The following is a 25526-nucleotide window of genomic DNA, read 5'->3' on the forward strand; positions in this document are numbered from 1 at the left end:
CTGCCGGTTCCGCCGGAACGGACCGGCGCCGACGACGGATCACGCGTGAGCCGCTGCGGTTTCCGTATCGGGGGTGTGGCCGGTTTCCGCACCGCGCGAGCAGTTGGCACGCTGCGGCTGCCGGAACCGCGCGAGCGGCCGGAACGGCCCGCGTGATTCGAGGGTCACGGCGCCGGACAGCCCCCGCGACACGTTCATCTGTTCGTCACGGCGCCGTCACCCGCGTCTTCATTGCGGGTCACCGCGAGCCGGAAGAGTCGGCACGGTCGTTTTCCCCTCAGCCCCTCCCCAAGGACGATCTCATGATGGATGCTCCCCGGTGCCGCGCCGTGCTCCGCGCGCTGCTGACCCCCGTGCTGGCGGTGCTGCTGGCGTTCCCCCTGCTCGTTCCCGCCGGCGGCAGGGCTGCGGCCGCGGCCGGCGTCGACACGGCCGCCATGGACCTGGTCTCCGATGGCGTCTTCGCCAGCGCGGAGACCGACCGGGTCGCCCCGGGCCTGGACGTGACCCGGTTCTCCCGTCTGGAGGAGGCCGGGTGGACCGCCGGCTCGGTGCTGCGCGCGGATCTGAGCGAGGAGACCCTTGAAGTGGACGTCGTGAACTCCGGCGCCGTCACCCGCACCGCGACGGTGTCCGAACACGTGGAGCGTGCCGGGGCCGTCGCCGGGGTGAACGGCGACTTCTTCGACATCAACTATTCCAATGCCGCGCAGGGCACCGCCATCGGCGCCGGCGGACTGCTCAACGCCTCGGACGCCGCGCACCCGGCGCTGACCGTCTCCGGCGGGCGCGCGGCGATCAGCGCCATCAGCGCCGAGGCGACGTTCACCGCGGCCGGCGCACAGCACGAGGCGCACGGCGTGAACACTCCACGGCTGCCCGCCGGCGGCATCGGCGTCTACACCCCCGGCTGGGGCGAATACACGCTGGACCGTCCCGTGGGCGGCCCGGACGAGATCGCTGTGGATGCGGTGCGCGTCACCGTCAGCGGCGGCGCCGTGACGGAGGTCGTGGAGGTGACCGGTGACGGTGCGCCGGCGGACATTCCCGAGGACGGTTTCGTCCTGCTGGGCCGCGAGGCCGGCGGCGTCCTGCTGGCGGAGCTCGAGCCCGGTGCCGCCGTGGAAGTCGACCTGGCCACCTCGGTCCCGGCGGACGTCGCACTGACCGGCAACGAGGTGCTGGTCGCCGATGGCGCGATCGTCGCCCAGGATGAGGCCGTCCACCCGCGTACCGCGGTGGGCGTGGGCCCGGACGGAACGGAGCTGTTCGTCCTCGCGCTGGACGGGCGGGCACACTTCGGCCGCGGCATGTCCCTGCCGGAGCTGGCGCAGCTGCTGATCGACATGGGCGCCGAGCACGCGGTGAACCTGGACGGGGGCGGTTCGACCGCGATGGTCGCCAGGTCTGCCGGGCAGGACCGGGCGACGCTGCGCAATACCCCGTCCGATGGTGGCGAGCGGCCGGTGCCCAACGCCCTGGTCTTCCGCACCACCGCCGAGCAGGGCGAGCTGCAGGACCTGCAGGTGGCGCCCGTGAGCGACCACGAGCATGCCGGCCGGGTGTTCCCCGGCCTGCACCGGACCGTGCGGGCCACCGGCCTGGACGGCTCCTACGCGCCGGTCCCGGCGCCGGGCGAGTTCAGCATCCAGGACGAGGGACTCGACCTCGCCTCGGCCGACGGGGAGCGGGCCGTCGTGCGCGGCGTGCACCGCACCGAGGCCGGGGTGGAGTACGCCGCAGGCGATCTGCGGGCGTCCACGCTCATCGAGGTGCTCGGGCGGTTAGACCATGTGCGGGCCTCCAGGAACACCCTCGCCCTGGACTCGGCCGGGGATTCCGAGCTGGTGCGGCTCTCGGGCTACGACGCCGACGGCCGGGAGGCGCCGATCGAGGTCGCCGATGCCGAGGTCACCGCACCTGAGGGCTTCACCGTCGAGGCCGAGGGACTGGACGCCCTGCGGATCACCGCCGAGAGCGATGAGGGCGCCGGCACGGTGAACCTCGACATCGCCGGGCACCGGGTGCAGATCGCGGTGACCGCGGGCTTCGAGGAGCGCGAGGTCATCGACTTCGCCGGAGGGACGGAGAACTGGACCTTCGGCTCGGACCGGGCCACCGGCGGCATCGAGCCGGCCGAGGGTCCCGAGCCGGGCACGCCCGGCCTGCGCCTGCACTACGACTTCACCGAGCAGTCCGGCACCCGCGGCGGTTATGCCATCGCCACCGAGCCCGTCGAGCTCCCGGGGCAGCCGCGGGAGGTCAGCATGTGGATGCACGGCGCCGGAAACGGCGAATGGCCGCGCCTGCAGGTGCGCTCCGGCGAGGGCGTGGTCTCGAATCTGGACGGCCCCACGGTCACCTGGGAAGGATGGCAGAAGATCAGCTTCCCCGTCCCGGCCGGCACCGCCTACCCGCTCACGCTGGAACGGATCCGCATGATGGAGACCCGCCCGGACGCCCGGTACCAGGGCGAGGTCGTCATCGGTCCGGTCTCGGTGGTGGTCTCCAGCGACGTCGACGCGCCGGCGCAGGCGCCCGTGCACGACCCCTTCGTCGTGACCGACGGAACCGTGGCGGACCGCCCGCTGCGCATCGCGATCATGTCGGACGCGCAGTTCGTCGCCCGCGCTCCGGAGAGCGACATCGTCCAGGCCGCCCGCGAGACCTTCCGGGAGATGGTCGCCCAGGACCCGGATCTGCTCATCATCAACGGCGATCTGGTGGACGAGGCCTCCCCGGAGGACTTCGCGCTGGCCCGGCAGGTCATCGACGAGGAGATCGGCGACGCGGTCCCGTGGATCTACGTGCCGGGCAACCACGAGATCATGGGCGGTCCGATCGAGAACTTCGAGCAGGAGTTCGGTCCGACCCATCAGGTCCGCACGGTGGACCGGACCCGGGTGATCACGCTGGACACCTCAACCGGCTCCCTGCGCGGCGGGGGCATGGACCAGTTGCGCATGCTGGAGGAGGAACTGCGCCAGGCGGCCGAGGATGCCTCCGTCACCGGCGCGGTGGTGTTCGCCCATCACCCGACCCGCGATCCGAAACCGGACCAGGCGAGTCAGTTCAGCGACCGGGAGGAGGCCGCGGCATTCGAGAGGCTGCTGGCCGAGGTGCGGGCCGAGACTGGCCTGTCGACCGCATTCATCGCCGGTCACGCCGGGGTGTTCCACGCTTCCAGCGCGGAGGGCGTGAGCTACGCGATCGCCGGGAACTCGGGCAAGAGCCCCAGCTGGACGCCCGAGCGCGGCGGCTTCACCGGGTGGATGATGCTCGGGATCAATCCCGCGGCCGGTGATGTGGGACGCCTGCCGGATGCGCCGCAGTCCCGGCTGGCGTGGATGCGCGCGGAGGTGAATCCGCGGGTGGAGGAGCTGCGCCTCGACGGGCCGGCGGAACTCGGTGTGGGCGAGCAGGCCGATGTGCTGGCGACGCTGGTGCAGGACGGCACCCGGGAGGTTCCGGTGGCCTGGCCCGTCTCGGCCCAGTGGGGCGGTGAGGGCATCGCGGTCGACGATGGCGGTGCGGGACAGGCGCTGACGGCCCTCGCGCTGGAGAACGCCGACGACTCGCCCCTGCGGTACAACCCCGCCACCGGTACGCTGACGGCGGTCGCTCCGGGGGAGGGCGTGCTCACCGTGACGGTGAACGGCCGCACCGCGGAGCTCCCGGTGACGGTCGCGGCCGAAGAGCCGAGCGAGCCGGAACCTACCGAGCCCGCGCCGACGGAGCCCGCGCCCACTGAGCCCGCACCGACGGAGCCGGGACCGGGTGAGCCGGGTGCGCCCGAGCCCACGGAGCCGGACGCGCCTGCGCCAGGCGGGCCGGACGACCCCGGCGGCGCGGGCGGACAGCCCGGCGGTGAGCCGGACCGCCGTCCGGACAATGACCCGGCGGCCGGTCCTGGCGGTGCGCTGCCGCGGACCGGGTCCGAGGTGGGTGCCTGGCTGGCCGGGGCCGTGGCCCTGCTGCTGGCCGGCGCCGCCGCCTTGGGCGCGGCGCGGCATCGCGGGAGGGAATGAACGCGTCCCGGACCACAGGGCGCCCCCAGGCAACCCAGGGCGGGCCGTGGAGGAATCTCCCCCTTCACGGCCCGCCGGGGTACTCCGGGGCTCGGCGGGGTTGCGCGGCTCGCGGGTTCAGTAGCTCCGTGGCAGGCCCAGCACCCGGGCACCCAGGTAGTTCAGCACCATTTCCTGGCTGACGGGGGCGATCTTCATCAGCCGCACTTCCCGCAGGTACCGGCCGACGTGGTACTCCTCGGAGTACCCCATGCCCCCGTGGGTCTGCAGTGCGCGGTCGGCGGCGTCCACCCCCGCCTCGGCGCACAGGTACTTCGCGGTGTTCGCCTCACGACCGCAGGGCAGGCCCTGATCGTAGGACCACGTGGCTTTGCGGAGCATGAGCTCGGCGGCGTCCAGTTTGGCCAGGGAATCCGCCAGCGGGAACTGGATGCCCTGGTTCATGCCGATGGGCCGGTCGAACACCTCGCGCTCGCGGGCGTATCTCACCGCCTTGTCCAGGGCGGCGCGCCCGATGCCGAGTGCCTCGGCGGCGATCAGCATCCGTTCGGGGTTGAGGCCGTCGAGCAGGTAGCGGAATCCCTGCCCCTCCTCACCGACACGGTGAGCGGCCGGCACCACGAGTCCGTCGATGAGGAGTTCGTTCGAGGACACCGCGTTCCGTCCGATCTTCCTGATCGGCCGGATGTCCACTCGGTCCCGGTCCAGGTCCGTGAAGAACAGCGTCAGCCCGTCGGTGGGCTTGCTCACCTCCTCGCGTCTGGTGGTGCGCGCCAGCAGGAGGATCTTGTCGGACTCGATCGCCTTGGAGATCCAGACCTTCCGGCCGGAGATGACGTAGTCGTCCCCGCGACGGGTGGCGAACGTCGAGATCCGGGTGGTGTCGAGCCCTGCGTCGGGCTCGGTGACGCCGAAGCACACATGGAGGTCGCCGGAGGCGACGCGTGGCAGATTCTCCTCCTGCAGCTCCCGTGAGCCGTGCACGATCACCGGGTGCATTCCGAAGATGGTCATGTGCACGGCGCTGGCAGCGTTCATCGCGCCACCCCCGGCGGCGATCTCCTCCAGCAGGAGAGTGGCCTCGGTGATCCCCAGTCCTTGCCCGCCGAACTCCTCGGGCGTCGTGATGCCCAGCCAGCCCTTCTCCGCCAGCAGGGAGTAGAACTCGATCGGGAATTCCTTGTCTGCGTCCTTCTGCGCCCAGTATTCGTCGTCGAACGTGGAGACGATATCGCGAGCCGCCTCCTGGACTGTGCGCTGATCCTCGGTGAGCGTGAAGTCCACCCGTCCTCCTCCTTGACGACAGTAAAGGTGGTACCAATATACGATGAGGGTGCGCCGATGTCAGCCCGGCGAGGGAAACTGATGCCCGCCGGGGTCAGAGGTGACGGCGACACGGTTCGGCGGTACGGAGGAGACGATGACGGCAGCGCAGGATCTCGCCGAGCGGATCAAGGCGCGCATCATGCGCGGCGAGCTCGCCCAGGGGGTGCCGTTGCCGCCGGAACGGCAGCTGGCGGAGCACGAGCGGGTCAGCCGCACGACGGTCCGCGGCGCGCTCAGCCTGCTCGCGGCCGAAGGCTTCGTCCGGCGGCGGGTCGGCCGCGGGGGAGGGACCTTCGTGACCCGGCCGGATGCCGAGTCGGTCGCCGCGAGCATCCGCCTGGCGGTGGGCTCGGCGGGCCTGGACGCGGCGGATCTGGCGGAAGCGCGCGCCCATCTGGAACCGGTCTGCGCGCGGCTCGCGGCCGAGCGCATCGGCGAGGATGCCCTCGCACGGCTGGACAGGCTGCAATCGCGCATGGCCCGCGCCGCGGACCTGCGGGAGTTCCTGGCGGACAACTCCGCATTCCACCGGCTGATCGCCGAGGCCAGCGGGAACTCCGTGCTCGCCGGCCTGCTCAAGGGGCTCGACGCCCCCATCCATGAACTCACCGACGATCCTGCCGTCGTCACCCGGGCGCGGATGCATGAGACGGTGCGTGCGCACGAGGCGATCCTGTTCGCGCTCAGGCGCCGCGACCCGGTGCAGGCTGCCGCCGCGATGCGCAAGCATCTGCTGGCCCACGCCGAGCTGATCGAGTCGCCTTATGAGCGTGGCAGGCGGCCACAGCACGGGGTCGCGCCCGCCGGGCGGGACTGACGGCGCGGTGGTCCGCGCCGTCGGTGCCCGCAGCCGGCCGCGACCCCTGGCAGGCGTTGACCGGATCTTGGCGAACCTCTAGGGTGTTCGTATTCACGTACATAAATCCGGAAATACCAATGGGGGTATTGATATGCCGGAGCCCGTCTTCCGTACGCGCCGTTCTCCCGGCAGGCACCGTCGCCGACCGGGACGCACTCTCCTGGCGCTTGCGGCATCGGCCTTGCTCGCCGCGAGCGGTTGCACGACGCCGCTCGTCGCCGACGCCACCGTGCTGAAGCTCGCGGACAACTACGCGCCGACGCATATGTTCGCCGAGTACGGCGTGCTCGGTTTCATCGAGGAGATCCAGGAGGCAGCGGACGAGCCCATCAGCGTGGAGTACTACCCCTCGGGGCAGATGGGCGGACCGCGGGAGGTCCTCTCCCTCAACCGCGCCGGATCGCTCGACATCACCCCGGCGGCCCCGGCTTATCTGGCCGATCAGCTGCCGCTGTCCAGCGTGACGGATCTGCCGGGCCTGTTCGAGAACTCCTGCGTCGCCGCGCGCAGCCTGCAGGAGCTGCTCTCTCCGGGCGGGATCCTCTACGAGGAGGAGTACGAACCGCGCGGTCTGCGGCCGCTGTGGGTCGCGGTGTTGCCCGGCTACGAGATCATGACCGTCGGCCGTCCCGTCGAGCAGCCCGCGGATCTGCGCGGGCTGACGATCCGTTCCTCCGGCGGCGCGATGGACGGCAACATCGCCGCCCTAGGCGCCGCCCCCGTGAGCATGCCCGCCAGCGACGCCTACGAGGCGCTCTCCCGCCGGACGGTGGACGGGGTCTCCTTCCCGCCCGCCAGCGTCCTGCCCTACCGGTTGCAGGAGGTGCTCGCGTACTCGACCGAGGGCCTGAACGCCGGTGCCTTCGCGATCCCGTATGTGATGTCGGAGTCGACCTGGGAATCCCTGACGCAGGTGCAGCAGCAGCGCGTTCAGGAGGCGGCACAGCGGGCGAACGAGAGACTGTGCGAGGGCATCGAGCACGAGGGTCCGGCCGCTCGGGAGGTCATGGCCGAGGACGGCGTCGAATTCGTCCGCTTCGACGAGCAGCAGGCCGAGGAGTTCGCCGAGATGCTGCAGCCGGTGCGCGAGCGATGGGCCTCGGAGCTCGACCGGGTCGGCAAGCCGGGCAGCGCGGTGCTGCAGGAGTTCGAACGCGCGCTCCAGACGCATGAGCGCGACGCGGACCAGGAAGAAGGGACGGCCTGATGACGCAGCGGAACAACCGGCCCGTGCCCTTCGTCACGGCCACGGCGAAGGGCGGCGCGATCCTGGCCGGCGCCGCCATCGTGCTGCTGGTCGTGGTGATGCTCGCCGAGGCGATGCTCAGATACGTGTTCTCCTACCCCCTCGGCTGGAACGTCAGCGCGGTCGAGCGGCTGCTGATGCCGGCGGCGGTGTTCTTCTCCCTGCCGTGGCTCTATGTGCACGGCGGGCACGTGACCGCCGATCTGGTCTACGAACGGCTTGCGCCGTCCGTCCGGCGCTTCGCCCGGGTGCTGACCGTGGTGCTCATCGTGGTCGCCGCCGCCCTGCTGGTGATCGCCGGCGGCAGGGAGGCCTGGGAGTCCTTCAGGCTCGGCGACGTCCCTCCGCCGGGCTCGAGCGACGTGGCGGTGCCCACCTGGGTGTGGCAGGGCATCCAGCCGCTCGGCGCCCTGGCGCTCCTCGCGGTGGTGCTCGTCGACGCCGGCCGCTTCATCCGTGACGAGGAGGTGACCCCGTGATCGTCCTCATCGTCTCGATCGTCCTGCTGGCCCTGATCCTGCTCCGGGTCCCGGTGGCGTTCTCCATCATGGCCGCCTCCATCCTGGGCCTCGGCCTGCTGGGCGGCCTGAGCAACGTCGTCGGCGTATTCGCCGTCATCCCGACCAGCGCGGTCGGCAGCTTCTCGCTCTCCGCGATCCCGCTGTTCATCCTGATGGCGCACCTTGTCCTGGAGAGCGGTGCGCTGGGAGCCGTGTTCGATTCCGCTCGCACCCTGGTGGGACGCGTGCGCGGCGGCACCGGCATCGCCGCGGTCGTCGCCGGGGCCGGGTTCGCGTCGGTATCCGGCTCATCCACGGCCGCCGCGGCCACCCTCGCCCACACTTCCACCCGGACGATGGTCGAGGAGGGCTACTCACAGCGTCTGGCAACCGGCACCGTCGCCAGTGCCGGCACCCTGGCGGCGATGATCCCGCCGTCCATCCTCCTGGTGTTCTACGCCGTCACGGCGGAGACCAGCATCGGCGAGACCTTCATGGCCGGGCTCCTGCCGGGACTTCTGATGGCGACCGCGCTTGGACTGACGGTCTACGTCATGGCGCTGCGCGGTCACGCCCCCGGCGCCCACCGTTCGCCGCTGGCGCAGAAGCTGCGCGCCGTGCTCGGCCTGGCCCCGGTGCTGCTGCTCTTCGCGCTCGTGGTCGGCACCGTCTTCTTCGGTGTCACCACTCCCACGGAAGCCGCCGCGATGGGTTGCCTCGGCGGGCTGATCCTGATGATCTGGCGACGGCGCCTGACACTCGATCGGCTGCGCGCGGCGATCCTGGGCTCCGTGGTCAGCAGCGGAATGATCCTGGCGATCATCTTCGCCGCCTACGTGTTCGGGCACTTCCTGGCCGAGAGCCGGATGACGCCGGCCATCGTCGACGCGGTCTCCGCCCTTGAGGTTCCGTCCGCGCTCATCATGGCCCTGATCGTCCTGCTCTATCTGCTGCTGGGCTTCTTCATGGATCAGATGGCCATCATCGCCCTGACGGTGCCGGTGACCCTGCCGGTGGTCGAGGCGCTCGGCTATGATCCGGTCTGGTTCGGCGTGCTGATCATCCTGGCGGCGGAGATCGGCCTGATCACGCCGCCGCTGGGCCTCAACTCGTTCGTCACGGCACGCGCCAGCGGCATCCGGCTGGAGACCGTGTTCCTCGGCGCTGTTCCGTTCATCGCCGCGATGCTCATCGTCGTCGTCCTCGTGTTCGTCTTCCCGGAGATCGCCCTGTGGATCCCCGGCCTCATGCAGTAGCGCAGGAAGGAGCCCAGTGTCGGAACCGTTGCGGCCGCCCCTGGCCGATGTGAACGTACTGGAGATCGGGACCGTCATCATGGCGCCTTTCGCGGGGAAAATCCTCCGCGACATGGGAGCCACGGTCATCAAGGCGGAGCCCCCGGGCGGGGACATCGGACGACGGATCGGCCTCAACAACGAGGCCGGGATGAGCGCCCTCTCGCTCAACCTCAACGCCGGTAAGCGGAGCATCGAGCTCGACGCCCGCGAACCCGATGGCAAGTCCGTGCTGCGTGAGCTGCTGGCCTGGGCCGATGTCGTGCTGACCAATCTGCTTCCGGCAAGCCGGGAGCGACTGGGCATCGACTGGGAGACCGTACGGCAGATCAATCCCGGGGCTGTCCTGTGCACGGGCCAGGGCTTCTCCTCCGACAGCTCCCTCGGCGATGCGCCCGCCTATGACGACATCGTGCAGGCGGCTTCCGGATTGAGCGATACGTACCGGCTCCGCGACGGCGAGCCCGGGTACTCGCCCTACGTCGTCGCGGATAAAGTGTGCGGCATGATGATGGCGAACGCCGCACTGGCAGCCCTGCACGACCGCACGGTCAGCGGAGCGGGCACCTGGGTGGACGTGCCGATGGTCGACACGATGGCGGGCTTCACCATGGTGGAGCATCTCGGCGGCGCTTCGTACCTTCCCCAGCGCGGCCCGGTCGGCTGGTCCAGGGTGCTCACCCCCGACCACCGCCCGCACCGCGCCACCGATGGATGGGTGTGCGTGATGCCGTACACCGACGTCAACTGGCGCGCCTTCTGCGAACTGCTGGACCGGCCCGATCTGCTGACCCATCCGCAGCTGCGCACCACCGCGCTGCGCAGTGCCAACGCGGCACGTTATGAGGAAGTCATCGCCTCCTACGCCGCTTCCCGGTCCTGTGAGCGGATCGAGGAGGAGTGCCGCGCGCGCCGGATCCCGGTGCAGCGGGTCAATCAGATGGACGACTTGGTGGACGACCCGTATCTGGCAGGCCGACCCATGCTCACGAGAACCACCCACCCCACCGAAGGCGAGTACGTGCACGTCGGCAGCCCGGTCACCTTCCACGGACGGGAACGGGCCCCGGTACGGGACCTCGCGCCCCTCGACGGCGACCGCGAGGAGGTGCTGGCGCTGCTGCGCCGCGCGGCCAGGACGGAACCGGCGTGACCCACGAGCACCGGACCGTTCACCGCATCGTCGGCGTGCTCGAAGCGGTCGCGCGCGCTGACGGGCGGCCGGTCTCGCTGTCCGCGTTGACGAATCAGCTGGAGACGCCCAAGAGCACCGTGCACGGCTTCGCCCGCGGCCTGGTGGCGGAAGGGTACCTGGAGGAGACACCGCAGGGATACGTGCTCGGCAACGGGTTGCATGCCGTGCTCGGCCCGGCTGAGTCCTCAGTGGTCCTGCTGCTGAAGGACGTCTGCGAGGAGATCGCCGTCCGCACCGGGGAGACCGTGACGATCGTGGTGCGGGTGGCCGACTCGGTGATCTACGTGCACACCACGCCCTCCGTCTATGAGGTCTGCTACGTGCCTAAACTGCGGGTTCGCCGGCCGTTGTTGCCCACCAGCGGCGGAAAGCTGTTCCTGGCGCTGGCGCCCCGGCAATCCGACGCCACCATCGCCGAACGGTTTCCCGCCGAGGTGATGGACGCGTACCTGGCCGAACGGGAGGCCATCGTGGCCTCAGGCGTTGCCTACAACCGCGGCGAGACGGTACCGGAGGTGGGCGCCGCAGCCGTGGGAGCCAGGATCGAGGGCAAGATTGCGGCAGCCCTCTCCATCGCCGGGCCCGGGCCCCGCGTGAACGACAAGCTCGAGTACTTCGGGGAGATCGCCCTGACCACCCTCGCCGACGCCGGCCTGGCCTGACTCTGCTCGCTGCAGCGCTCAGGCCCGGTGGTGGGCCGTGGAGGCGCGCACCACGAGGCGCGGTTCGAATACCCGCCGCTGCCACGGTGAGCCGGGCTCCTCGAGCCGTCGCAACAGCAGTTCCGCGCCTTGGCGAGCCATCTCCCTGCTGGACTGGGAGACGGTGGTCAGGCCGACCACGGGCCAGCCGGCGGCGGCCACGTCGTCGTAGCCGATCACCCAGGTGTCCTCCGGCACCCGGACGCCGAGTTCCCGCAGGGCATTCATGGCCGCGATGGCCATGGCGTCATTGGAGCAGAAGAACGCCTGGGGGACGCCGTGCCGCCGCACGTGGCGCCGCACGCACTCGGCCGCCCGCTCGGCGATGTAGTCCGCCTCATACCGGTGACTCTCCGGCACGGGAACGCCGTGCCCGGCCATCGCCTCCAGGAACCCGGCCCGCCGGTCCCGGCCCGTGCTCGTGGTGCGGTCACCTGCGATGATGACCGCCTCGCTGCGCCCGGCCTGGGCGAGGTAGTCGGCGACCAGCCGGCCGCCGCCGAGGTTGTCGCTGACGACGCAGTCGTAGTTGAGCGAGTCCGTGACGCGGTTGACCAGCAGCATCGGCCGGCCGGCCTGCATCGCTGCCTGCATCTGGGGTGAGCCCTCGGAGAGCGCGGAGAACACCACGCCGTCGATGGCGCGGTCCCGGATGGCGGCGACGGCGTCCTCGGCGTGCGTGTGCGCGTGCCACACCATCGTGCGCAGGCCCTTCTGGGCGAACTGGAAGACCAGTTCGTCGAAGATCTCCTGGAAGAACGGATTGGACATCTCCGCCACCACGATGCCGACGGTGCCGGTGCGCCGGGTGCGCATCGCCGTGGCGCCAGAGTGCTTGACGTAGCCGAGTTCGTCGACCGCCCGCATCACCCGCTGCCGGGTGGGCTCGGCGATGGGGCCGCGGGAGTTCAGCACGCGTGAGACGGTCGCCTGGGAGACGCCGGCCAGGCGCGCAACGTCTCTGCTGGTGACCACGTCTGTCCTTCCTCCTCGCTTACACCGGTCAAGCCTATCCCGCGGCGCTTGCCGGGACTCCCAGGATGTGCCGCGGCGACTGCGGACCCGGCGTGCGCCGCGTGGCCGAGAGGGGCGTTCTCCGGGTGGCGCGGTGTTGCGCGGTGCTGCTGCATACGTATACATTTGCGCTGACCCGAGGTTGTAACGACGCAACGACGAAAGTGTGGACATGATCGAGGACACCTCAATCCGGTACACGACGATCAAGGCGCCCGAGAAGCGTCACACCCAGAAGGGCAGCGCCCAGGACGTCCGGGAGACGGTCGCGGCCGCCCTCGAGGACATCCGCCAGCGCGGCGACGCCGCCGTGCGCGAGTACTCCAACAAGTTCGACAAGTACGATGCGGACTCCTACCTGCTCACGCAGGAGCAGGTCGACGAGGCCATCGCCCGCGTCCCCGAGCAGACCATCGAGGACATCAAGTACGTCCAGGCGCAGGTGCGCCGGATGGCCGAGGCGCAGCTCGACTCGCTGAAGGACTTCGAGATCGAGACTCTGCCCGGTGTCCACCTGGGACAGAAGAACGTTCCCATCACCGATGTGGGCGCCTACATCCCCGGCGGCAAGTACCCGCTGCTGGCCAGCGCGCATATGACCATCCTCACCGCCAAGGTCGCCGGCGTGCAGCGCGTGGCCGCCTGCACGCCGCTCATCCGCGGTGAGATGCCCGACGCGACCATCGCCGCGATGCATCTGGCCGGCGCCGACGAGATCTACCTGCTCGGCGGCATCCAGGCCATCGGCGCCATGGCGATCGGCACCGAGAGCATCCGGCCGGTCAATATGCTCGCCGGGCCCGGCAACGCCTTCGTCGCCGAGGCCAAGCGCCAGCTGTACGGCGAGGTCGGCATCGACCTCTTCGCCGGCCCCACCGAGGTGCTCATCGTCGCCGATGAGGAGGCTGACCCGTTCATCACCGCGGTCGACCTGCTCTCCCAGGCCGAGCACGGCCCGGATTCCCCGGCGGTCCTCATCACCACCAGCCGGGAGGTGGCCGAGCAGACCCAGGCGCACATCGACGCCCTGCTGCCGGAGATGCCGACCAAGGATTTCGCTGAGCCTGCCTGGCGGGACTGGGGTGAGATCCACGTGGTGGACACGCTCGACGACGCCTACGCCCTGGCGGACGAGTACGCCTTCGAACACGTGCAGATCCTCACCGCCGAGCCGCGCGAGGCGCTGGAGAAGATGCACAACTACGGTGCGCTGTTCCTCGGCGAGGGTACCTGCGTGTCCTACGGCGACAAGTCGATCGGCACGAACCATGTGCTGCCCACCCGTGGCGCGGCCCGCTACACCGGCGGGCTGTGGGTGGGGAAGTTCCTGCGCACCGTGACCTACCAGGAGATCACGAACACCGAGTCGAGCGCCTTCTTCGGAGAGCTGACCGGCCGCGCGGCCCGTGCCGAGAGCTTCGAGGGGCACGCCCGCTCCGGCGATGTGCGCGCTGCCAAGTACGGCCAGGCCACCCTGGACTGGAGCGACCAGTACTGACATCTCCGCGACGGTCCCGGCGGCAGCCGTGCTGCCGGGACCGTCGCGCGGGAGCTTGCTCCGCCCCCTCATCGCGGCCGGAAGCCGCGACCGCACTCGCCTGAGTGCACTCCCACGTCAACCGGCGCCGCCTCGCGGCCGCCAGGTCTCGCCGGCCGAGCGCCCGCCGATGACCGCCCCGCCCCTCCACAGTACGAAGAGGTACGTCGATGCTCGCCACTCTCGGGCTCCTGGGGAGCCTGCTGCTGCTCATCATCCTCGTGATGCGCGGCATGAACCTGTTGATCGCCGCCCCGCTGTGCGCCCTGGTCCTCGCGGTGATCAGCGGCCTCCCGCTCTTCCCCCAGATGGTGGAGGAAGGGGAAGCCAGTTTCGTCGGGACCTATATGGAGGGCTTCTCCGGCTTCGTGGCCTCCTGGTTCCTGATGTTCCTGCTGGGCTCCATCTTCGGAAAGGTGATGGAGGACAGCCGGGCCGCCGAGGCCGTCTCCAAGTGGATGATGGAACGGCTGGGCGCCAAGTTCACCCTGGTCTCCGTCGTCGGTGCCTGCGCCCTGCTGACCTACGGCGGCGTGAGCCTGTTCATCGTGGGCTTCACGGTCTTCCCGATCGCCCTGGCCCTGTTCAAGCTCGCCGACTTCCCCCGCCGCTTCATCCCGGCGGCGCTGGCCTTCGGCTCAGTCACGTTCACCATGACCTCCGCCGGCTCCCCGGAGATCCAGAACTGGATCCCCATCCAGTTCCTGGACACCTCGCCGTTCGCCGGCTGGCAGGTGAGCATCATCGTGGCGCTGTTCATGATGGTCTTCGGCTACGTGTGGCTGCGCTGGATGATCGCCCGTGCCGTCGCCAACGGCGAGCGCTTCGAATCCCGTCCCGGCGATCCGGTGCAGGTGGACCGGGAGACGCCGAACCCGTTCCTGTCCATGCTGCCGCTGGCCGTGGTGCTGGCGCTGTCCTTTATCTTCCACGACGCCTGGGGCACCTCGGCGCTCATCGTCGCCCTGTCCGGCGGCATCATCACCGCCTGGCTGCTGAACCGCCGGTTCCTGGAGAAGTTCTGGGACACCGCGGCCGCCGGCACCACCGGTGCGCTGCTGGCCATCGCCAACACCGCCGCGGTCGTGGGCTTCGGCACCATCGCCAGGACCACCCCGGCATTCAGCGACGCCGTGGAGTTCATGACCTCCATCGGCGGCAATGAGCCGCTCATCGGCGCCAGCATCGCGGTGCTGATCATCGTCGGCCTGACCGGTTCGTCCTCGGGCGGCATGACGATCGTGCTGCCGGAGATCGCACCGGGCTATCTGGCACAGGGCGTGGACCCGGAGGCGCTGCACCGCGTCGCCGCGCTGTCCTCCGGCGCCCTGGACTCGCTGCCGCACGGCGGGTACATCGTCACGACCATCCGCGTCATCTGCGGCGAGACGCACAAGTCCGCCTATGCGGCCTGCTTCGCCGTGACCGTGGTGACACCGCTGCTGGGCGCCGTCCTGGCCGTGACCCTGTTCAGCCTGGGCATGTGATCCGCGGGCGCCCGTCCCGCGGGCGTCGCACGCTCGACGCAGATGCCCGCTGAAGGCTCGCCTTGGGCGGCTTCGCACGGTGGCCGCACTCTCCCGGGTTTTTCGGGAAGGTGCGGCCACCGTGTCGTTCCAGGGCTTCTCAGGGCGTCGCTGAGCTTCCGGAGTCGCCCTCGGCGGTGTTGAACATCCATTCCACGCCGAACGTGTCCTTGAGCATGCCGAACTTGTCGCCCCACGGAGCCGTCTCCAGGGGCATCGTGACCTCGGCGTGCGGGCTCAGCTTGGCCCACCAGTCCTCAATGGTGCCGTTTTCCCGGGCGTTGGCCTCGCTGACGCTCAGAGCGACGGTCCCCAGCCCGTTGCCGGGCATGCCCTCGGGGAGGTCGGCCGCCATGAGGTGAATGCCGCGGTCGATGTACAGGGAGCCGTGCATGATGCGGTCGCGGCCCTCCCCGTCCTCGCCCATGCCTTCCGCGTAGGTCATGAAGCCCAGCTCGCCGCCGAAGACGGAGTGGTACAGCTCCAGTGCTTCGCGCGCGGTGCCGGGGAACTGCAGATACGGGGTCATTCCGATGGCCATGATGTGCCTTTCGTCGGTGGTGGATTCCCTCGCGGCGCCTGCCAGGCGGAACGGGCAGGTCCGTCAGAGCCGGGAGAAGGAAGAGGAGTAGGCGTGCCGGGTGCGGTGCCGGGGCCGGGAGATGCCGGCGCCGGGGGGAGAGACCCGCGTGAGGCGGGGGGCGGACGCGTCATGCGGCGGCGGGGCGAACGTCGATGTGCTCGTCGAGCCGTCGCCTCCATCCTCGCCCGGACGGCCCGCCCTTGGGAAGGGGCATTTCTGCCGCGTACGCACTCCGGATATAGCCGCAGGCCGTAGTGGCAATACCCAGATGGGGCGATTCAGGAAGCGCTTGAACGTTACCTGGCGACCCTTCCGGCATGATGATCGTCGTATACGCCGGTGCTCATTGCCGGGCTCGCTTGAGAGCCTGAAGGGCATGCTTTCCGGCACGCCTTCCGGGCCTTCGGGAAGGCGAGGGCTTCTCCCACACCGATGCGCGCGCGGCTTAAGCGCTCCCCCGCCGTCGCTTTCCTCAGGCGGCCGGATCGCCCGCGGTGCGCCGGTAGTCGCGGGGACGGATGCCGTATTCACGCGTGAACGCTGCGCTGAGGGCATAGGCGTTCGCGTACCCTACCTGCCGGGCGATGGCCTCGACCGTGTCATCACCGGCCTGCAGGAGGTCTGCGGCCAGGCACAGCCGCCAGCCGGTCAGATAGGAGATGGGTGGCTCTCCCATCAGCTCGGCGAATCTGCGCGCGAAAGTGGCGCGGGAGACCTGCGCCCGCCGCGCCAGGCCGCCTACCGTCCACGGCCTGGCGGGGTCCTCGTGGATCGCTTTCAGGGCCGGGCCGATGATGGGGTCGCCGGCTGCGTGGTACCACTGCGGAGCGCGGACTCCGGGCAGATCGAACCAGTCACGCAACGTCCCGATCAGCACCAGGTCCAGGAGCCGGTCCAGGACCGCCTGCTGGCCGGGAGCCTCCCGGTCGATCTCCGCCTCCAGGAGCCCCAGCGGCGCTGAACGCACTGCCTCGCGTGGCACGACGAGGACCGGAGGGAGCGCGTTCAGGAGCCGGTCAGCGATGCGGCCGGCCGCGGCGTAGGACCCCGTGAGCAGGGCATGCTCCCCGTCGGGGGCCGTGCCGCAGGTTCGCACGCCCAGCCCGATGCTCTCCTCCGGCAGCGGCGTTCCCGCCGCGTCGGTGCAGACACCGGCCTCGCCGACGACGTAGCAGGGGGCCGGCACGGCGTCTGCCTCGCTCGTGACGGTGAACGGCGCCGCTCCCGTGACCACCGCCAGATCGCGGCTGCGCAGACGTGTCGCCGCACCCTCGCCGGAGACGATCCAGCCGTCTCCGCGCACCATGACGACCAGGGTCATCGACGCCCTGTCCCGGACGCTGATGGCCCACGGCGGACTGAGCAGGTTCTTGCCGAGCAGTGCCCCGGCCGAGCGGATGTCGTCGAGTACCTCGGTCAGCGTGTCCACCCGGCCAGAGTAGACGATCGGTAGACGATCACGTATCGAGGCGAGCGTTCTGGACGTTCACACGTCTTAGGTGCCCTGCTGGAATGGAGACATGATCACTCACACACCCGAACCGGGACGCGCTCTCTGGATCTACGCCCACCCTCGCCGCACGTCCCTCAACGGGCACCTCCTCGATGCCGGTGCCGCGGCGCTGTCGAAGCGGTACGACGTGACGGTCTCGGATCTGTACGGGGAAGGATTCGATCCCGTCCTGGCCGAACGCGATCTGGGCAGGGCCGCGCCCGACCCGGGCAGCATCGTGGAACTCGCCGGGGAGGCCTACCGCAAAGGCGAGATCCCCGAGGACGTCCGGCGCGAGCAGGGCCGGCTCGCCGCCGCCGAACTGCTGATCCTGCAGTTCCCGCTGTGGTGGTACGGGCCGCCGGCGATCCTGAAAGGCTGGTTCGACCGGGTCCTGACGAACGGCTTCGCCTACGGCGACCTCGATCCGGAGCGGGGCGTGCCCCGCCGCTACGGCGACGGCGGCCTGAGGGGACGTAAGGCGCTGGTCGTCGTGACCGCGGGGGAAGACGCCGGCTCCATCGGCCCTCGCGGGATCAGCGGGGACATCGACTCGGTGCTCTTCCCGCTTACCCACGGCACGCTCTGGTACGTCGGCATCGACGTACCGCGGCTCCACGTCGTGCACGACGCCGATGGCCTCGGTGACACCGGCGTCGAGCGCGAGACCGACCGGCTCCTGCAGCGCCTTGAGGGTCTTGATGCGGAAGCGCCCCTGCCGTACCGGCGGCTGCGCGACGGGGAGTACCGCGGCACCAGGGCGCTCAGGGAGGATCTGCTGCCCGGCCGCACCGACCTGGGCATCCACCTGCGGGAAGAGTGAGCGCACAGTGGCGCCGGGTGATCCGGCGGTGCTGGGAGCAGTTCGGCTGGCGGACCGGTGCCGTCGTCTGCGGTCGCCGCGCTGGGACTCGTCATCGGGCGGGTGATCGCCTCAGGGTGATCATCTGAACCGGTGGCCGGCTCGTGGTGACGGCATCGGGCGGCAGCGGCGATGTGCCGCTGCCGCCCGAGGCGTCGCCGGCCGTGGTGCAGTGGCCGGCCGTGGGGGAGTCCGGAGTCCTGCCGAGGGGTGGGAGTGTCAGCTGCCGTAGATGTTGACGTAGCGGAACGGGCGGTAATAGGCGTTGATATCGGCCGAGTAGGTCCGCGTCCGTGAGACCGTGCCGTCGGGGTACATCTGCTCGACCGCGTAATAGGTGGTGTCCGAGGCCCAGCCGTTGAAGAGGACGACGTGTCCGATGTCATTGGCCGAATCCGCGTTCTTCCTGACCAGGAAGTCACCAGGCAGCAGGGAGCTGGCGGCCACGGAGGAACTGATGCCGTAGCCGCCGTCGGGGTGCAGCGTCTCGGTGGTCAGCCCGGTCGGGTTGTCGCTGTGGCGGATGCCCAGGGCCATCGATACGAAGCCTGAGCAGTCCTGGCGCCACAGGACGCTCGACATCTGCTCCGGTCCCATGGACGAGCTCGTCATGCTGTAGGCGCGTGGATTGTTGACCCAGGAGAAGGCGCGATTGAGGACTTCCTGCCGGGAGATCCGGTAGTTCCAGCCGGACACCCAGGCATGAGCGGGCTGCGGGAACGCGGTGCCGATGACGGCGGGCGCGGCGAAGCCGGCGACGGCGGCGGCGCCGACGAGCCCGGCCCGGCGGAACAGGCCCCGGCGGGTGGTGGCGCCAGACTGGGCTGTGGTGGCGGGGATGGCGTCGGGGTCGAGGGTGATGTGCTGATCGGTCACGGTGGTGCCTCCGTGGCTTGTGCGCGGCGGGCCGAATGTCCGGAACTCCTGTCGATCGGACGGCTCGGCCGTGCGTGATCGGGCACCACCATCATCATCACGTTTTGATAACGACGTTCAACCCTCGCGACGAACAGTTGACCTTCTGTTCACCGTCCGTTCACGTGCGCGAGTGCGCCTCTGCCGGTCCAGCCATCTGCGCACATCGTGGCGCGACGTCTCTCCTTGTCCGGTGTGAGCGCAGAGGTCCTCAAGGGTCGGCTCGCGCATCAGGAGCGATCCGGAGCGCCGCCGGCGCTCAGGCGCTGGGTCAGCAGGCCGAGGGCCTTCTGCTGCTGGGCGTTGTACGCCTGGGCCCCGTACTCTTCGATCAGCTCTGCCGCCTCGTCCAGGTGGTGATCGCCTGGGAGCAGAGCCGAGATGGCCTCGCCGAACGCAGCGGCGAAGTCGTCGACGAGGAGGGCGATCTGCTCATCGCTGCTGGTCTCGTCAAGGGAATCAAAGCGCTGGGTGAAGACCGTCGCGGCCGCGATCAGCTCAGGCCGCTGGCTCAGCTGCTCGTAGAGGGCTGCGAGGTAGGCCCTGCCGGGCTCGCCGGAGAAGTGGCTGAGCAGCACAACCTGGTCCCGGTCGATCTGCGCCATGCGCCGGGGATATCCCGCTATGGTGAAGAGCGCGTGGAAGGGAGCCAGATCGGGTGGCACGTCTGGTGAGGCCCCGTGGCTGCGCAGCCTGGCGATCAGATCCCGTTGCGCACTGAGGCGTTCGATCTGCTGGGCCAGCTCCCGGTCCAGTTCTTCCAGCAGCTGCGCCGCATTCTGTTCTTCGCGCTCGTCACCGTCGAGCATTGCGGGCATCTGCTCCAGAGGCACGCCGAGCGCAGCCAGCTGTCTGATGCGCAGCAGCCGGACCAGGTCTTGGATGGCGTAGTCGCGGTAGCCGTTGGACGTCCGTGGCGGTTCAGCGAGCAGTCCGACCTGGTGGTAGTGGCGCAGGGTGCGCACGGTGACGCCGGCCAGACGAGCGATCTCGGCGCTGCGCATCTCATGCCTCCTCAGCCGCCTCGGGCGGGGACTTCTCCAGGTTACGGAACGCTGAGGCGGACAGACCGTAGGCCACGAAGACCACCCACAGTCCCAGGAAGATCAGCGCGGCGGTCTCCAGGCTCATGAACTCCACCATCACGGCGGCCCCGGCGATGCCAGCGGGGGCAGCTGCGGGGATCAGGGCGTTCTGGGTTCCCAGGATCCTCCCTCGCATGTCCTCCGGGATGCGTTCGATGTTCAGCACCGAGATCAGCGCGCCGAACAGAGCGTTGAAGAATCCCAGGACGAAAGCGCCGAGGAAGACCACCCAGATCTCCGCCAGCGTCGCCGCGATGGCGAAGCCCAGCGCGTTGCCGCAGATGCCGAGCGTGAACCATAGGCGCCGGCGGCCTCTGCGGCCGGCCACGGTGTAGACCAGGCCACCGAGCAGGGAACCCGCTGCCAGGGAAGTGAGGACGAATCCGAGCAGCTCGGGGGAGCCCTCTGCGGTGAAGTACACCGGCAGGAGCAGCCCCTGCAGTGAGGCGACGGTGATCAGCGACACCAGCATCAGCAGAGTCATCCCGACCAGGAAGCGGCTCTTCAGCAGCACCCTCCACCCGTCCTTGAGTTGCGACCATCCGGTGCCTGCCAGCTTGGTGGTTTCGGTCTCTGCAAGCGCGGAACGGCCCACCACGGCTGGAAGCATCAGCGTCATCATCGCCGCGGCCAGTGACGTTCCGGCGGTGATCCACAGCACGGTGGTCCCCTCGAAGAACCCCATCAGCGTCCCTGCTGCGGCAGGGCCGATCAGCAGCGCGATCGTGGTCATGGTCTCGCGCAGGCCCATGAGTCGCTCGGCGGAGACGCCTCCGTGCCGGACGATCGCCGGGAGGATGGTTTCCCGCGCGGTGATGCCGGGTCCGTCTCCGAGCGTGGACAACGCGCCGAACAGCATGAACCAGCCGATGTTCAATCCGGTGATGAGGTCGATGATCGGCAAGGCGGCGATCGAGGCGGCGGAGATCAGATCGCACATGATCGAGGCGGTGCGCCGGTTGATCCGGTCCAGCACCACTCCCATGAATAGTCCAGCCAGCAGCCCCGGGATGGCGGTGGCTGCCGCGACCGCTCCGGTGCCCAGGACGCTGCCGGTGGTGGTCAGTACGATCAGCGGCAGCGCGATCGCGGCAATTGACTGGCCCAGCACGGCCAGCGTGATGGAGGCGAGATAAAAGACGACGACTCTACGCATAGCCTCCATTGAGAACTATGACGTAACGACGGAGTCAATCCGAGCACCGGTGCTGGATGGCGCATGAAGATCGAAGGCGATGTTCCGCGCGCTGAGCCATCTCAGCTCCGGCGCGTCCGCTGCCGAAGGTTCTCGGCCCCGCGGGCTGCCGACGAAGTCGCGTATTCGTTCTTCTTGCCTTCTGCTTTTCTCATTGAAGCCTGGCAGCTCTTCTGCCGGTAGCCGAGCTGCCAAGCAGGAAGCGGCGCTGTGTCCGGCGCGGGTGGTGCGGGCGTGGCGGGGGCCTGAACCGGCCGAGCGGATCGGCGGCCGCTAGTCCTACCCCTTGACCGCGCGTTCGGCGATCCGCACATCGAGTGGAAAGTCGACGGGTGCATCCCCGAAGAGCAGCTTTCCGGCGGAGACGGCAGATGCCCGCACCGCTTCAGCGGCTTCCTCAGCATGTTCGGCCGGAGCGTGCACGATGACTTCGTCGTGCAGGAAGAAGACCAGGTGCGGGCGCCGCTCGAATGCGGGGCCGGATGCGCGAGCGGGCGGGGTATCCAGGACGGGAGCCATGCGGGCCAGGCGGAGCCGCAGCTCCGCGATCCAGGCCAGCGCCCATTCGGCGGCGGTTCCCTGCACGACGAAGTTGCGCGTGAACCGGCCGAAGCTTCTGGCCGAGCTGCGAGCGCGGCGTTCTTCCGCGTCGCCCGCACCGGGCTGGCTCGCGCGGTCCTGCGCGCGATGCCACTCGGGACCCGGCGGCGGCGACGAGCGGCCCAGCCAGGTGGAGACGATGCCTCCCCGCTCGCCTGTGCTCGCGGCCCGGTCGACGACCGCCATCGCGGCGGGGAAGATGCGTCGCAGCTGCGGTACGAGACGACCGCTGTCCCCCGTGGTCGATCCGTAGAGCGCGCCGAGCACGGCGATCTTCGCCTCCTGCCGGGTCGCGACGATGCCCCTTTGCACGATGCCCGAATACAGGTCCTTACCGCGTCCGGCCGCCGCCATCGCCGTATCGCCGGCCATCGCTGCCAGCACGCGGGGCTCCAGCTGAGCCACATCGGCGGAGACGAGCAGCCATCCGGGGTCGGCGCGCAACGCGGGCCGGAGCACGCGAGGCAATTGCAGGGCGCCCCCGCCGCTCGATGCCCACCGGCCGGTGACGACTCCACCGGGGACGTACACGGGGTGGTACCTGCCGTCGTTCACCCATTCGGTGAGCCAGGCCCAGCCGTTGGCTGAGTGAAGTCTCGCCAGCCGCTTGTATTGCAGCAGCGGCTCGATCACGGGGTGCTCCTGATCTTCGAGCTCCCAGCGCGACGTCGATTGCACGTTGATACCCGCCCGGCGCAGCGACCGCAGCAGTTTCGGGGGTGAGTCGAGGCTTGTGTCGTGTTCGTTCAACGCACGACGCACCTCATGGGCGAGTTCCGCCATTCTCGCGGGCTTCTGCCCGGGGGCCGGTTTCGGGCCGAGGGTTTCCGTCAGTATCCGGCTGTGTTCCTCTTCGTCCCACGGCACTCCCGCTGTACCCATTTCGACCGCGGCGAGAGCACCGGCTGACTCGGCCGCGAGCAGCAGTTGCAGGCGGCCGGAGCTGGCGCTGGCTGTGACCGCGGCGCGTTGACGTCCGAACTCCCGTAGCGCCTCATCGACATCGTGCGGCACCTCGGCCGTCATGTGCCCGGCGGCGTTCTCGATCTCGAACAGTGCCGATGTGCCGGGTGCTTTCGGCTCCGCAGTGCCCGGCGCGGCATCCCAGTGGGAAGCCTCGACGAGCGCCGCGCGATCAGCCACCAGCTCTGCGCGACACAGGATCGCGTGGCACAGGCGCAGGTCGTGGCAGCGGTCGACTCTGACTCCGGCGGCCAGGAGCGGCGGGTACCAGGAAGGGGCGTCGCTCCACACCCATCTGGGGCTCACTGCCGATTCCTGTGCCGACACGAACTCCGGGAGCGCATCGGCGTCCAGTTCGATCCTGTCGATGGTGTCGCCGAGTGCGTTCAGCATGACCGCAGCGACACGTCTGGCGGCGGTATGACCAAGCACGCACCAGCGGGCCGGAGGATCGGAATTCGCACTCACGTGACAACGCTAGCCCGAACTTCCGGCGACGGCTGGCTGGGCCTGGTGTCAGCCGGAGCCGTGGAAATGGGCCACCTGCCTGGTGCTGCGCCCGTGTTACTCGGCACTATCGTGGCGCTTGTCCTAATCGTCGCTTTCTAACTCGATGCAGTAGCTTCTCAGCTCGGCGATCTTCGCGGTCTTCGAGGTGCTGGTGAAACGGATCGCGTGGCTGAAGTCGAGCCGTCTTCCTCCTGCCTCCAGGTAGCCGTCGCAGGACGCGAGCCGGCCGTGGGTGACGACCGAGACGACCTCCAGGCGCTCGGGCGAGAACGGTGGGCCGACCTCTTGGGCAGCATCAGGGCCGATGCGGGTCTCGCCTCCTACGACTGTCCAGGCCGCGTCGTCGGCAAGCCGCTCGGAGACGGCCGCGGTATCTCCCCTGGCCCAGTTCACCGCGAAATCTCCGACGATGCCCACGCGGGGCGCGTTGCCGCAGTCGGTGGGGAGCTTGATCTCCATGGGATCCCTTTCGGCTTGCCGGCTCTGCGACCGGGAGAGTGACGTCACAGCGGTCGATGTGTCGCAGGGTGGTGTGGGCGGCAGCCATGTCCGGACCGCACTATGACCTATGCCTCTTGAGCGGCCGCCCATTCGGCGACGCGGCGTGCGCTCTCGTCCTCTGAGATGTCCTCCACCCGGGTCATGACCGACCAGCGAATGCCGAAGGGGTCTCGGATACTTGCGTAACGGTCACCAGAAACGAAATCGGCGATCGGCTCGCGGATGATTGCTCCGGCGGCTTCGGCTGAGGCAACGACCGCATCGACATCGGAGACGTACAGGCCGAGCGAGTAGCAGTCGTCCTCCCTGGCCGGAGGGGCGACGAGGTGATAGTCGGGAACGGGTTCGCCGATCTGGAGGAGCCCGTGCCCGAAGTCGAGGACGGCATGAACCACGATGCCACCCATCTCGGTCACGTCGACCACGCGAGCGCCGAACACGTCTCGGTAGAAGCTGATCGCTTCACGGGCGTTCGGGATCGCGAGGAACGGCGTGATGCTGCTGGCACCCCTGGGCGTGCCGTGGTCGGTGTGTTCACCGTGCGCTGCTGTTGTCATACGCCCAAACGTACGGCCATCGAAACCGCCTGCGCTTGAAGATTCGCGCCATCTCCGCTCGGTAGAGTGGGCAAGGTGACCGCGAATCCGGCAACGTCACGCGGGGTGCTGTACCCGGCCAGCCTCCCGACCTTCCACCGTGAGCCTGCCACCGGCGATCTCGCGGTGTTCGTGCGCTGGTTCTGGATTCCCGAGTGGGACATCGAGCCCGGACGCACCTCACGCCAGCACTTGATCGGGTTCCCAGCGTGCAATCTCGTTGTCGAGGACACCGTGACCGGAATCTCGGGGCCGACGACGCGCGCGTCCCACCGTGATCTGACCGGGAAAGGCTGGGCGGTGGGAGCGCTGCTTCGCCCTGCCGCAGTCCCCGCCCTGGTGGAGGACGTGTCCCTGCTCCGCGATGCCTACCGGGAAGTCGAGCTTCCCGAGCTCTCGGCTGCGGTCCGCACGGCGATGAACGCCAAGGGTCCAGGGGACGATCGCCGGGGCGCGGCCGTCGCCGTCTTCACCGAATGGCTGCTGAGCCGAATGGGAAGTCCGAGCGATGAAGCGCTGCTGGCCAACCGTATGGTCGAAACTGCCGAAACCAACCCCTCCGTGCAGCATGTGGCAGACCTCGCTGCGCACTTACACCTCTCGACTCGTAGCGTGCAACGGCTCGCTACCAAGTACGTCGGCGTTTCCCCGGCTTCCTTGATCCGCCGCCGCAGGCTTCAGGAAGCGGCAGAAAAACTCCGCCACGACCCGAGCCTCGACCTGGCCGCGCTGGCGCACGAATTCGGCTACGCCGATCACGCCCACTTGACCAACGATTTCCGGACCAACCTCGGCTTCACGCCCAGCAACTACCGGAAATCCCTGTCCGACGGGTAAGTCCATGGTCACGGTGGGGCTTCGGCCGCGCTCGCTTCGACCGCATGACAAGGCTGCGTGCGGGGAAGAACGTAAAGTGGCTCTTCGGACTTCCGGTGGGGATCACGTGTTGAGTCCGCCTGCGACGAGGAGCATGCGGAGGCGGTAGTTGGAGAGGTTG

At 69.4% G+C, this 25526-nt stretch carries 21 protein-coding genes; 11 read left to right on the forward strand and 10 right to left on the reverse strand.

Annotated elements, in window-relative coordinates:
* Positions 1 to 302: 302 nt before the first annotated feature.
* Positions 303 to 4028, forward strand: a complete 3726-nt coding sequence (locus tag IEW13_RS01730) for a phosphodiester glycosidase family protein (RefSeq protein WP_188549180.1) — start codon at positions 303 to 305, stop codon at positions 4026 to 4028.
* 117 nt (positions 4029 to 4145) lie between these two features.
* On the opposite strand, the gene IEW13_RS01735 is transcribed toward IEW13_RS01730, so the two are convergent.
* Positions 4146 to 5312 carry an acyl-CoA dehydrogenase family protein gene (locus IEW13_RS01735; protein WP_188549181.1) on the reverse strand — a complete coding sequence of 389 codons (1167 nt, stop codon included), beginning with the start codon at positions 5310 to 5312 and terminating at the stop codon, positions 4146 to 4148.
* Between the two features lie 136 nt (positions 5313 to 5448).
* Here IEW13_RS01735 and IEW13_RS01740 point away from each other — a divergent pair, with 136 nt between their 5' ends.
* From IEW13_RS01740 to IEW13_RS01765, 6 genes are all read left to right on the forward strand, one after another.
* Positions 5449 to 6171, forward strand: a complete 723-nt coding sequence (locus tag IEW13_RS01740) for a FadR/GntR family transcriptional regulator (RefSeq protein ID WP_188549182.1) — start codon at positions 5449 to 5451, stop codon at positions 6169 to 6171.
* 133 nt (positions 6172 to 6304) lie between these two features.
* Positions 6305 to 7420, forward strand: a complete 1116-nt coding sequence (locus IEW13_RS01745; protein WP_229744857.1) for a TRAP transporter substrate-binding protein — start codon at positions 6305 to 6307, stop codon at positions 7418 to 7420.
* Complete coding sequence (locus IEW13_RS01750; RefSeq protein WP_188549183.1) at positions 7420 to 7938, forward strand: TRAP transporter small permease; 519 nt, start codon at positions 7420 to 7422, stop codon at positions 7936 to 7938. The genes IEW13_RS01745 and IEW13_RS01750 overlap by 1 nt, the downstream gene beginning before the upstream one ends.
* The gene (locus tag IEW13_RS01755; protein WP_188549184.1) at positions 7935 to 9215 is read left to right on the forward strand and encodes a TRAP transporter large permease; all 1281 of its coding nucleotides are present in this window, start codon (positions 7935 to 7937) and stop codon (positions 9213 to 9215) included. Before IEW13_RS01750 ends, IEW13_RS01755 begins: the two co-directional genes overlap by 4 nt.
* A gap of 16 nt (positions 9216 to 9231) precedes the next feature.
* Positions 9232 to 10407 carry a CaiB/BaiF CoA transferase family protein gene (locus tag IEW13_RS01760; protein WP_229744858.1) on the forward strand — a complete coding sequence of 392 codons (1176 nt, stop codon included), beginning with the start codon at positions 9232 to 9234 and terminating at the stop codon, positions 10405 to 10407.
* Positions 10404 to 11111 carry an IclR family transcriptional regulator gene (locus IEW13_RS01765; protein WP_188549185.1) on the forward strand — a complete coding sequence of 236 codons (708 nt, stop codon included), beginning with the start codon at positions 10404 to 10406 and terminating at the stop codon, positions 11109 to 11111. Before IEW13_RS01760 ends, IEW13_RS01765 begins: the two co-directional genes overlap by 4 nt.
* 18 nt (positions 11112 to 11129) lie before the next feature.
* Here the strand turns inward: IEW13_RS01765 and IEW13_RS01770 are convergent, their stop codons facing one another.
* Positions 11130 to 12125, reverse strand: coding sequence for a LacI family DNA-binding transcriptional regulator (locus tag IEW13_RS01770; protein WP_188549186.1), 996 nt, complete (start codon positions 12123 to 12125; stop codon positions 11130 to 11132).
* Positions 12126 to 12336: 211 nt separating this feature from the next.
* Between IEW13_RS01770 and hisD the strand changes: the two genes are divergently transcribed.
* Both hisD and IEW13_RS01780 read left to right on the forward strand, forming a co-directional pair.
* A complete protein-coding gene (hisD, locus tag IEW13_RS01775) occupies positions 12337 to 13662 on the forward strand; it encodes a histidinol dehydrogenase (protein ID WP_188549187.1) in 1326 nt (441 codons plus the stop codon).
* Positions 13663 to 13871: 209 nt separating this feature from the next.
* Positions 13872 to 15188, forward strand: a complete 1317-nt coding sequence (locus IEW13_RS01780; protein ID WP_188549188.1) for a GntP family permease — start codon at positions 13872 to 13874, stop codon at positions 15186 to 15188.
* 139 nt (positions 15189 to 15327) lie between these two features.
* Here the strand turns inward: IEW13_RS01780 and IEW13_RS01785 are convergent, their stop codons facing one another.
* Together IEW13_RS01785 and IEW13_RS01790 are read right to left on the reverse strand one after the other, a co-directional pair.
* Positions 15328 to 15768 (reverse strand): VOC family protein, encoded by a 441-nt coding sequence (locus IEW13_RS01785; protein ID WP_188549189.1) that lies wholly within the window; start codon positions 15766 to 15768, stop codon positions 15328 to 15330.
* A gap of 514 nt (positions 15769 to 16282) precedes the next feature.
* A complete protein-coding gene (locus IEW13_RS01790; RefSeq protein ID WP_188549190.1) occupies positions 16283 to 17239 on the reverse strand; it encodes an AraC family transcriptional regulator in 957 nt (318 codons plus the stop codon).
* Positions 17240 to 17330: 91 nt separating this feature from the next.
* On the opposite strand from IEW13_RS01790, the gene IEW13_RS01795 reads away from it, so the two are divergent.
* Positions 17331 to 18125 (forward strand): NAD(P)H-dependent oxidoreductase, encoded by a 795-nt coding sequence (locus tag IEW13_RS01795; RefSeq protein ID WP_188549191.1) that lies wholly within the window; start codon positions 17331 to 17333, stop codon positions 18123 to 18125.
* A gap of 258 nt (positions 18126 to 18383) precedes the next feature.
* On the opposite strand, the gene IEW13_RS01800 is transcribed toward IEW13_RS01795, so the two are convergent.
* The 6 genes from IEW13_RS01800 to IEW13_RS01825 form a co-directional block, all read right to left on the reverse strand.
* Positions 18384 to 19040, reverse strand: a complete 657-nt coding sequence (locus IEW13_RS01800) for a hypothetical protein (protein WP_188549192.1) — start codon at positions 19038 to 19040, stop codon at positions 18384 to 18386.
* A 269-nt stretch (positions 19041 to 19309) separates the two neighbouring features.
* Positions 19310 to 20083 carry a MerR family transcriptional regulator gene (locus IEW13_RS01805; RefSeq protein WP_188549193.1) on the reverse strand — a complete coding sequence of 258 codons (774 nt, stop codon included), beginning with the start codon at positions 20081 to 20083 and terminating at the stop codon, positions 19310 to 19312.
* Between the two features lies 1 nt (position 20084).
* Positions 20085 to 21320 (reverse strand): MFS transporter, encoded by a 1236-nt coding sequence (locus IEW13_RS01810; RefSeq protein ID WP_188549194.1) that lies wholly within the window; start codon positions 21318 to 21320, stop codon positions 20085 to 20087.
* Positions 21321 to 21638: 318 nt separating this feature from the next.
* A complete protein-coding gene (locus tag IEW13_RS01815; protein WP_373283528.1) occupies positions 21639 to 23390 on the reverse strand; it encodes a bifunctional 3'-5' exonuclease/DNA polymerase in 1752 nt (583 codons plus the stop codon).
* Positions 23391 to 23513: 123 nt separating this feature from the next.
* Positions 23514 to 23891, reverse strand: a complete 378-nt coding sequence (locus tag IEW13_RS01820; RefSeq protein WP_188549196.1) for a nuclear transport factor 2 family protein — start codon at positions 23889 to 23891, stop codon at positions 23514 to 23516.
* Positions 23892 to 23998: 107 nt separating this feature from the next.
* On the reverse strand, positions 23999 to 24490 hold the full coding sequence (locus IEW13_RS01825) for a VOC family protein (protein WP_188549197.1): 492 nt from the start codon (positions 24488 to 24490) through the stop codon (positions 23999 to 24001).
* Between the two features lie 75 nt (positions 24491 to 24565).
* Here IEW13_RS01825 and IEW13_RS01830 point away from each other — a divergent pair, with 75 nt between their 5' ends.
* The gene (locus tag IEW13_RS01830; protein ID WP_188549198.1) at positions 24566 to 25366 is read left to right on the forward strand and encodes an AraC family transcriptional regulator; all 801 of its coding nucleotides are present in this window, start codon (positions 24566 to 24568) and stop codon (positions 25364 to 25366) included.
* The last annotated feature ends 160 nt before the right edge of the window (positions 25367 to 25526 follow it).

It is taken from the genome of Sediminivirga luteola (genome assembly GCF_014639315.1).
GTDB classification, from domain to species: Bacteria; Actinomycetota; Actinomycetes; order Actinomycetales; family Brevibacteriaceae; genus Sediminivirga; species Sediminivirga luteola.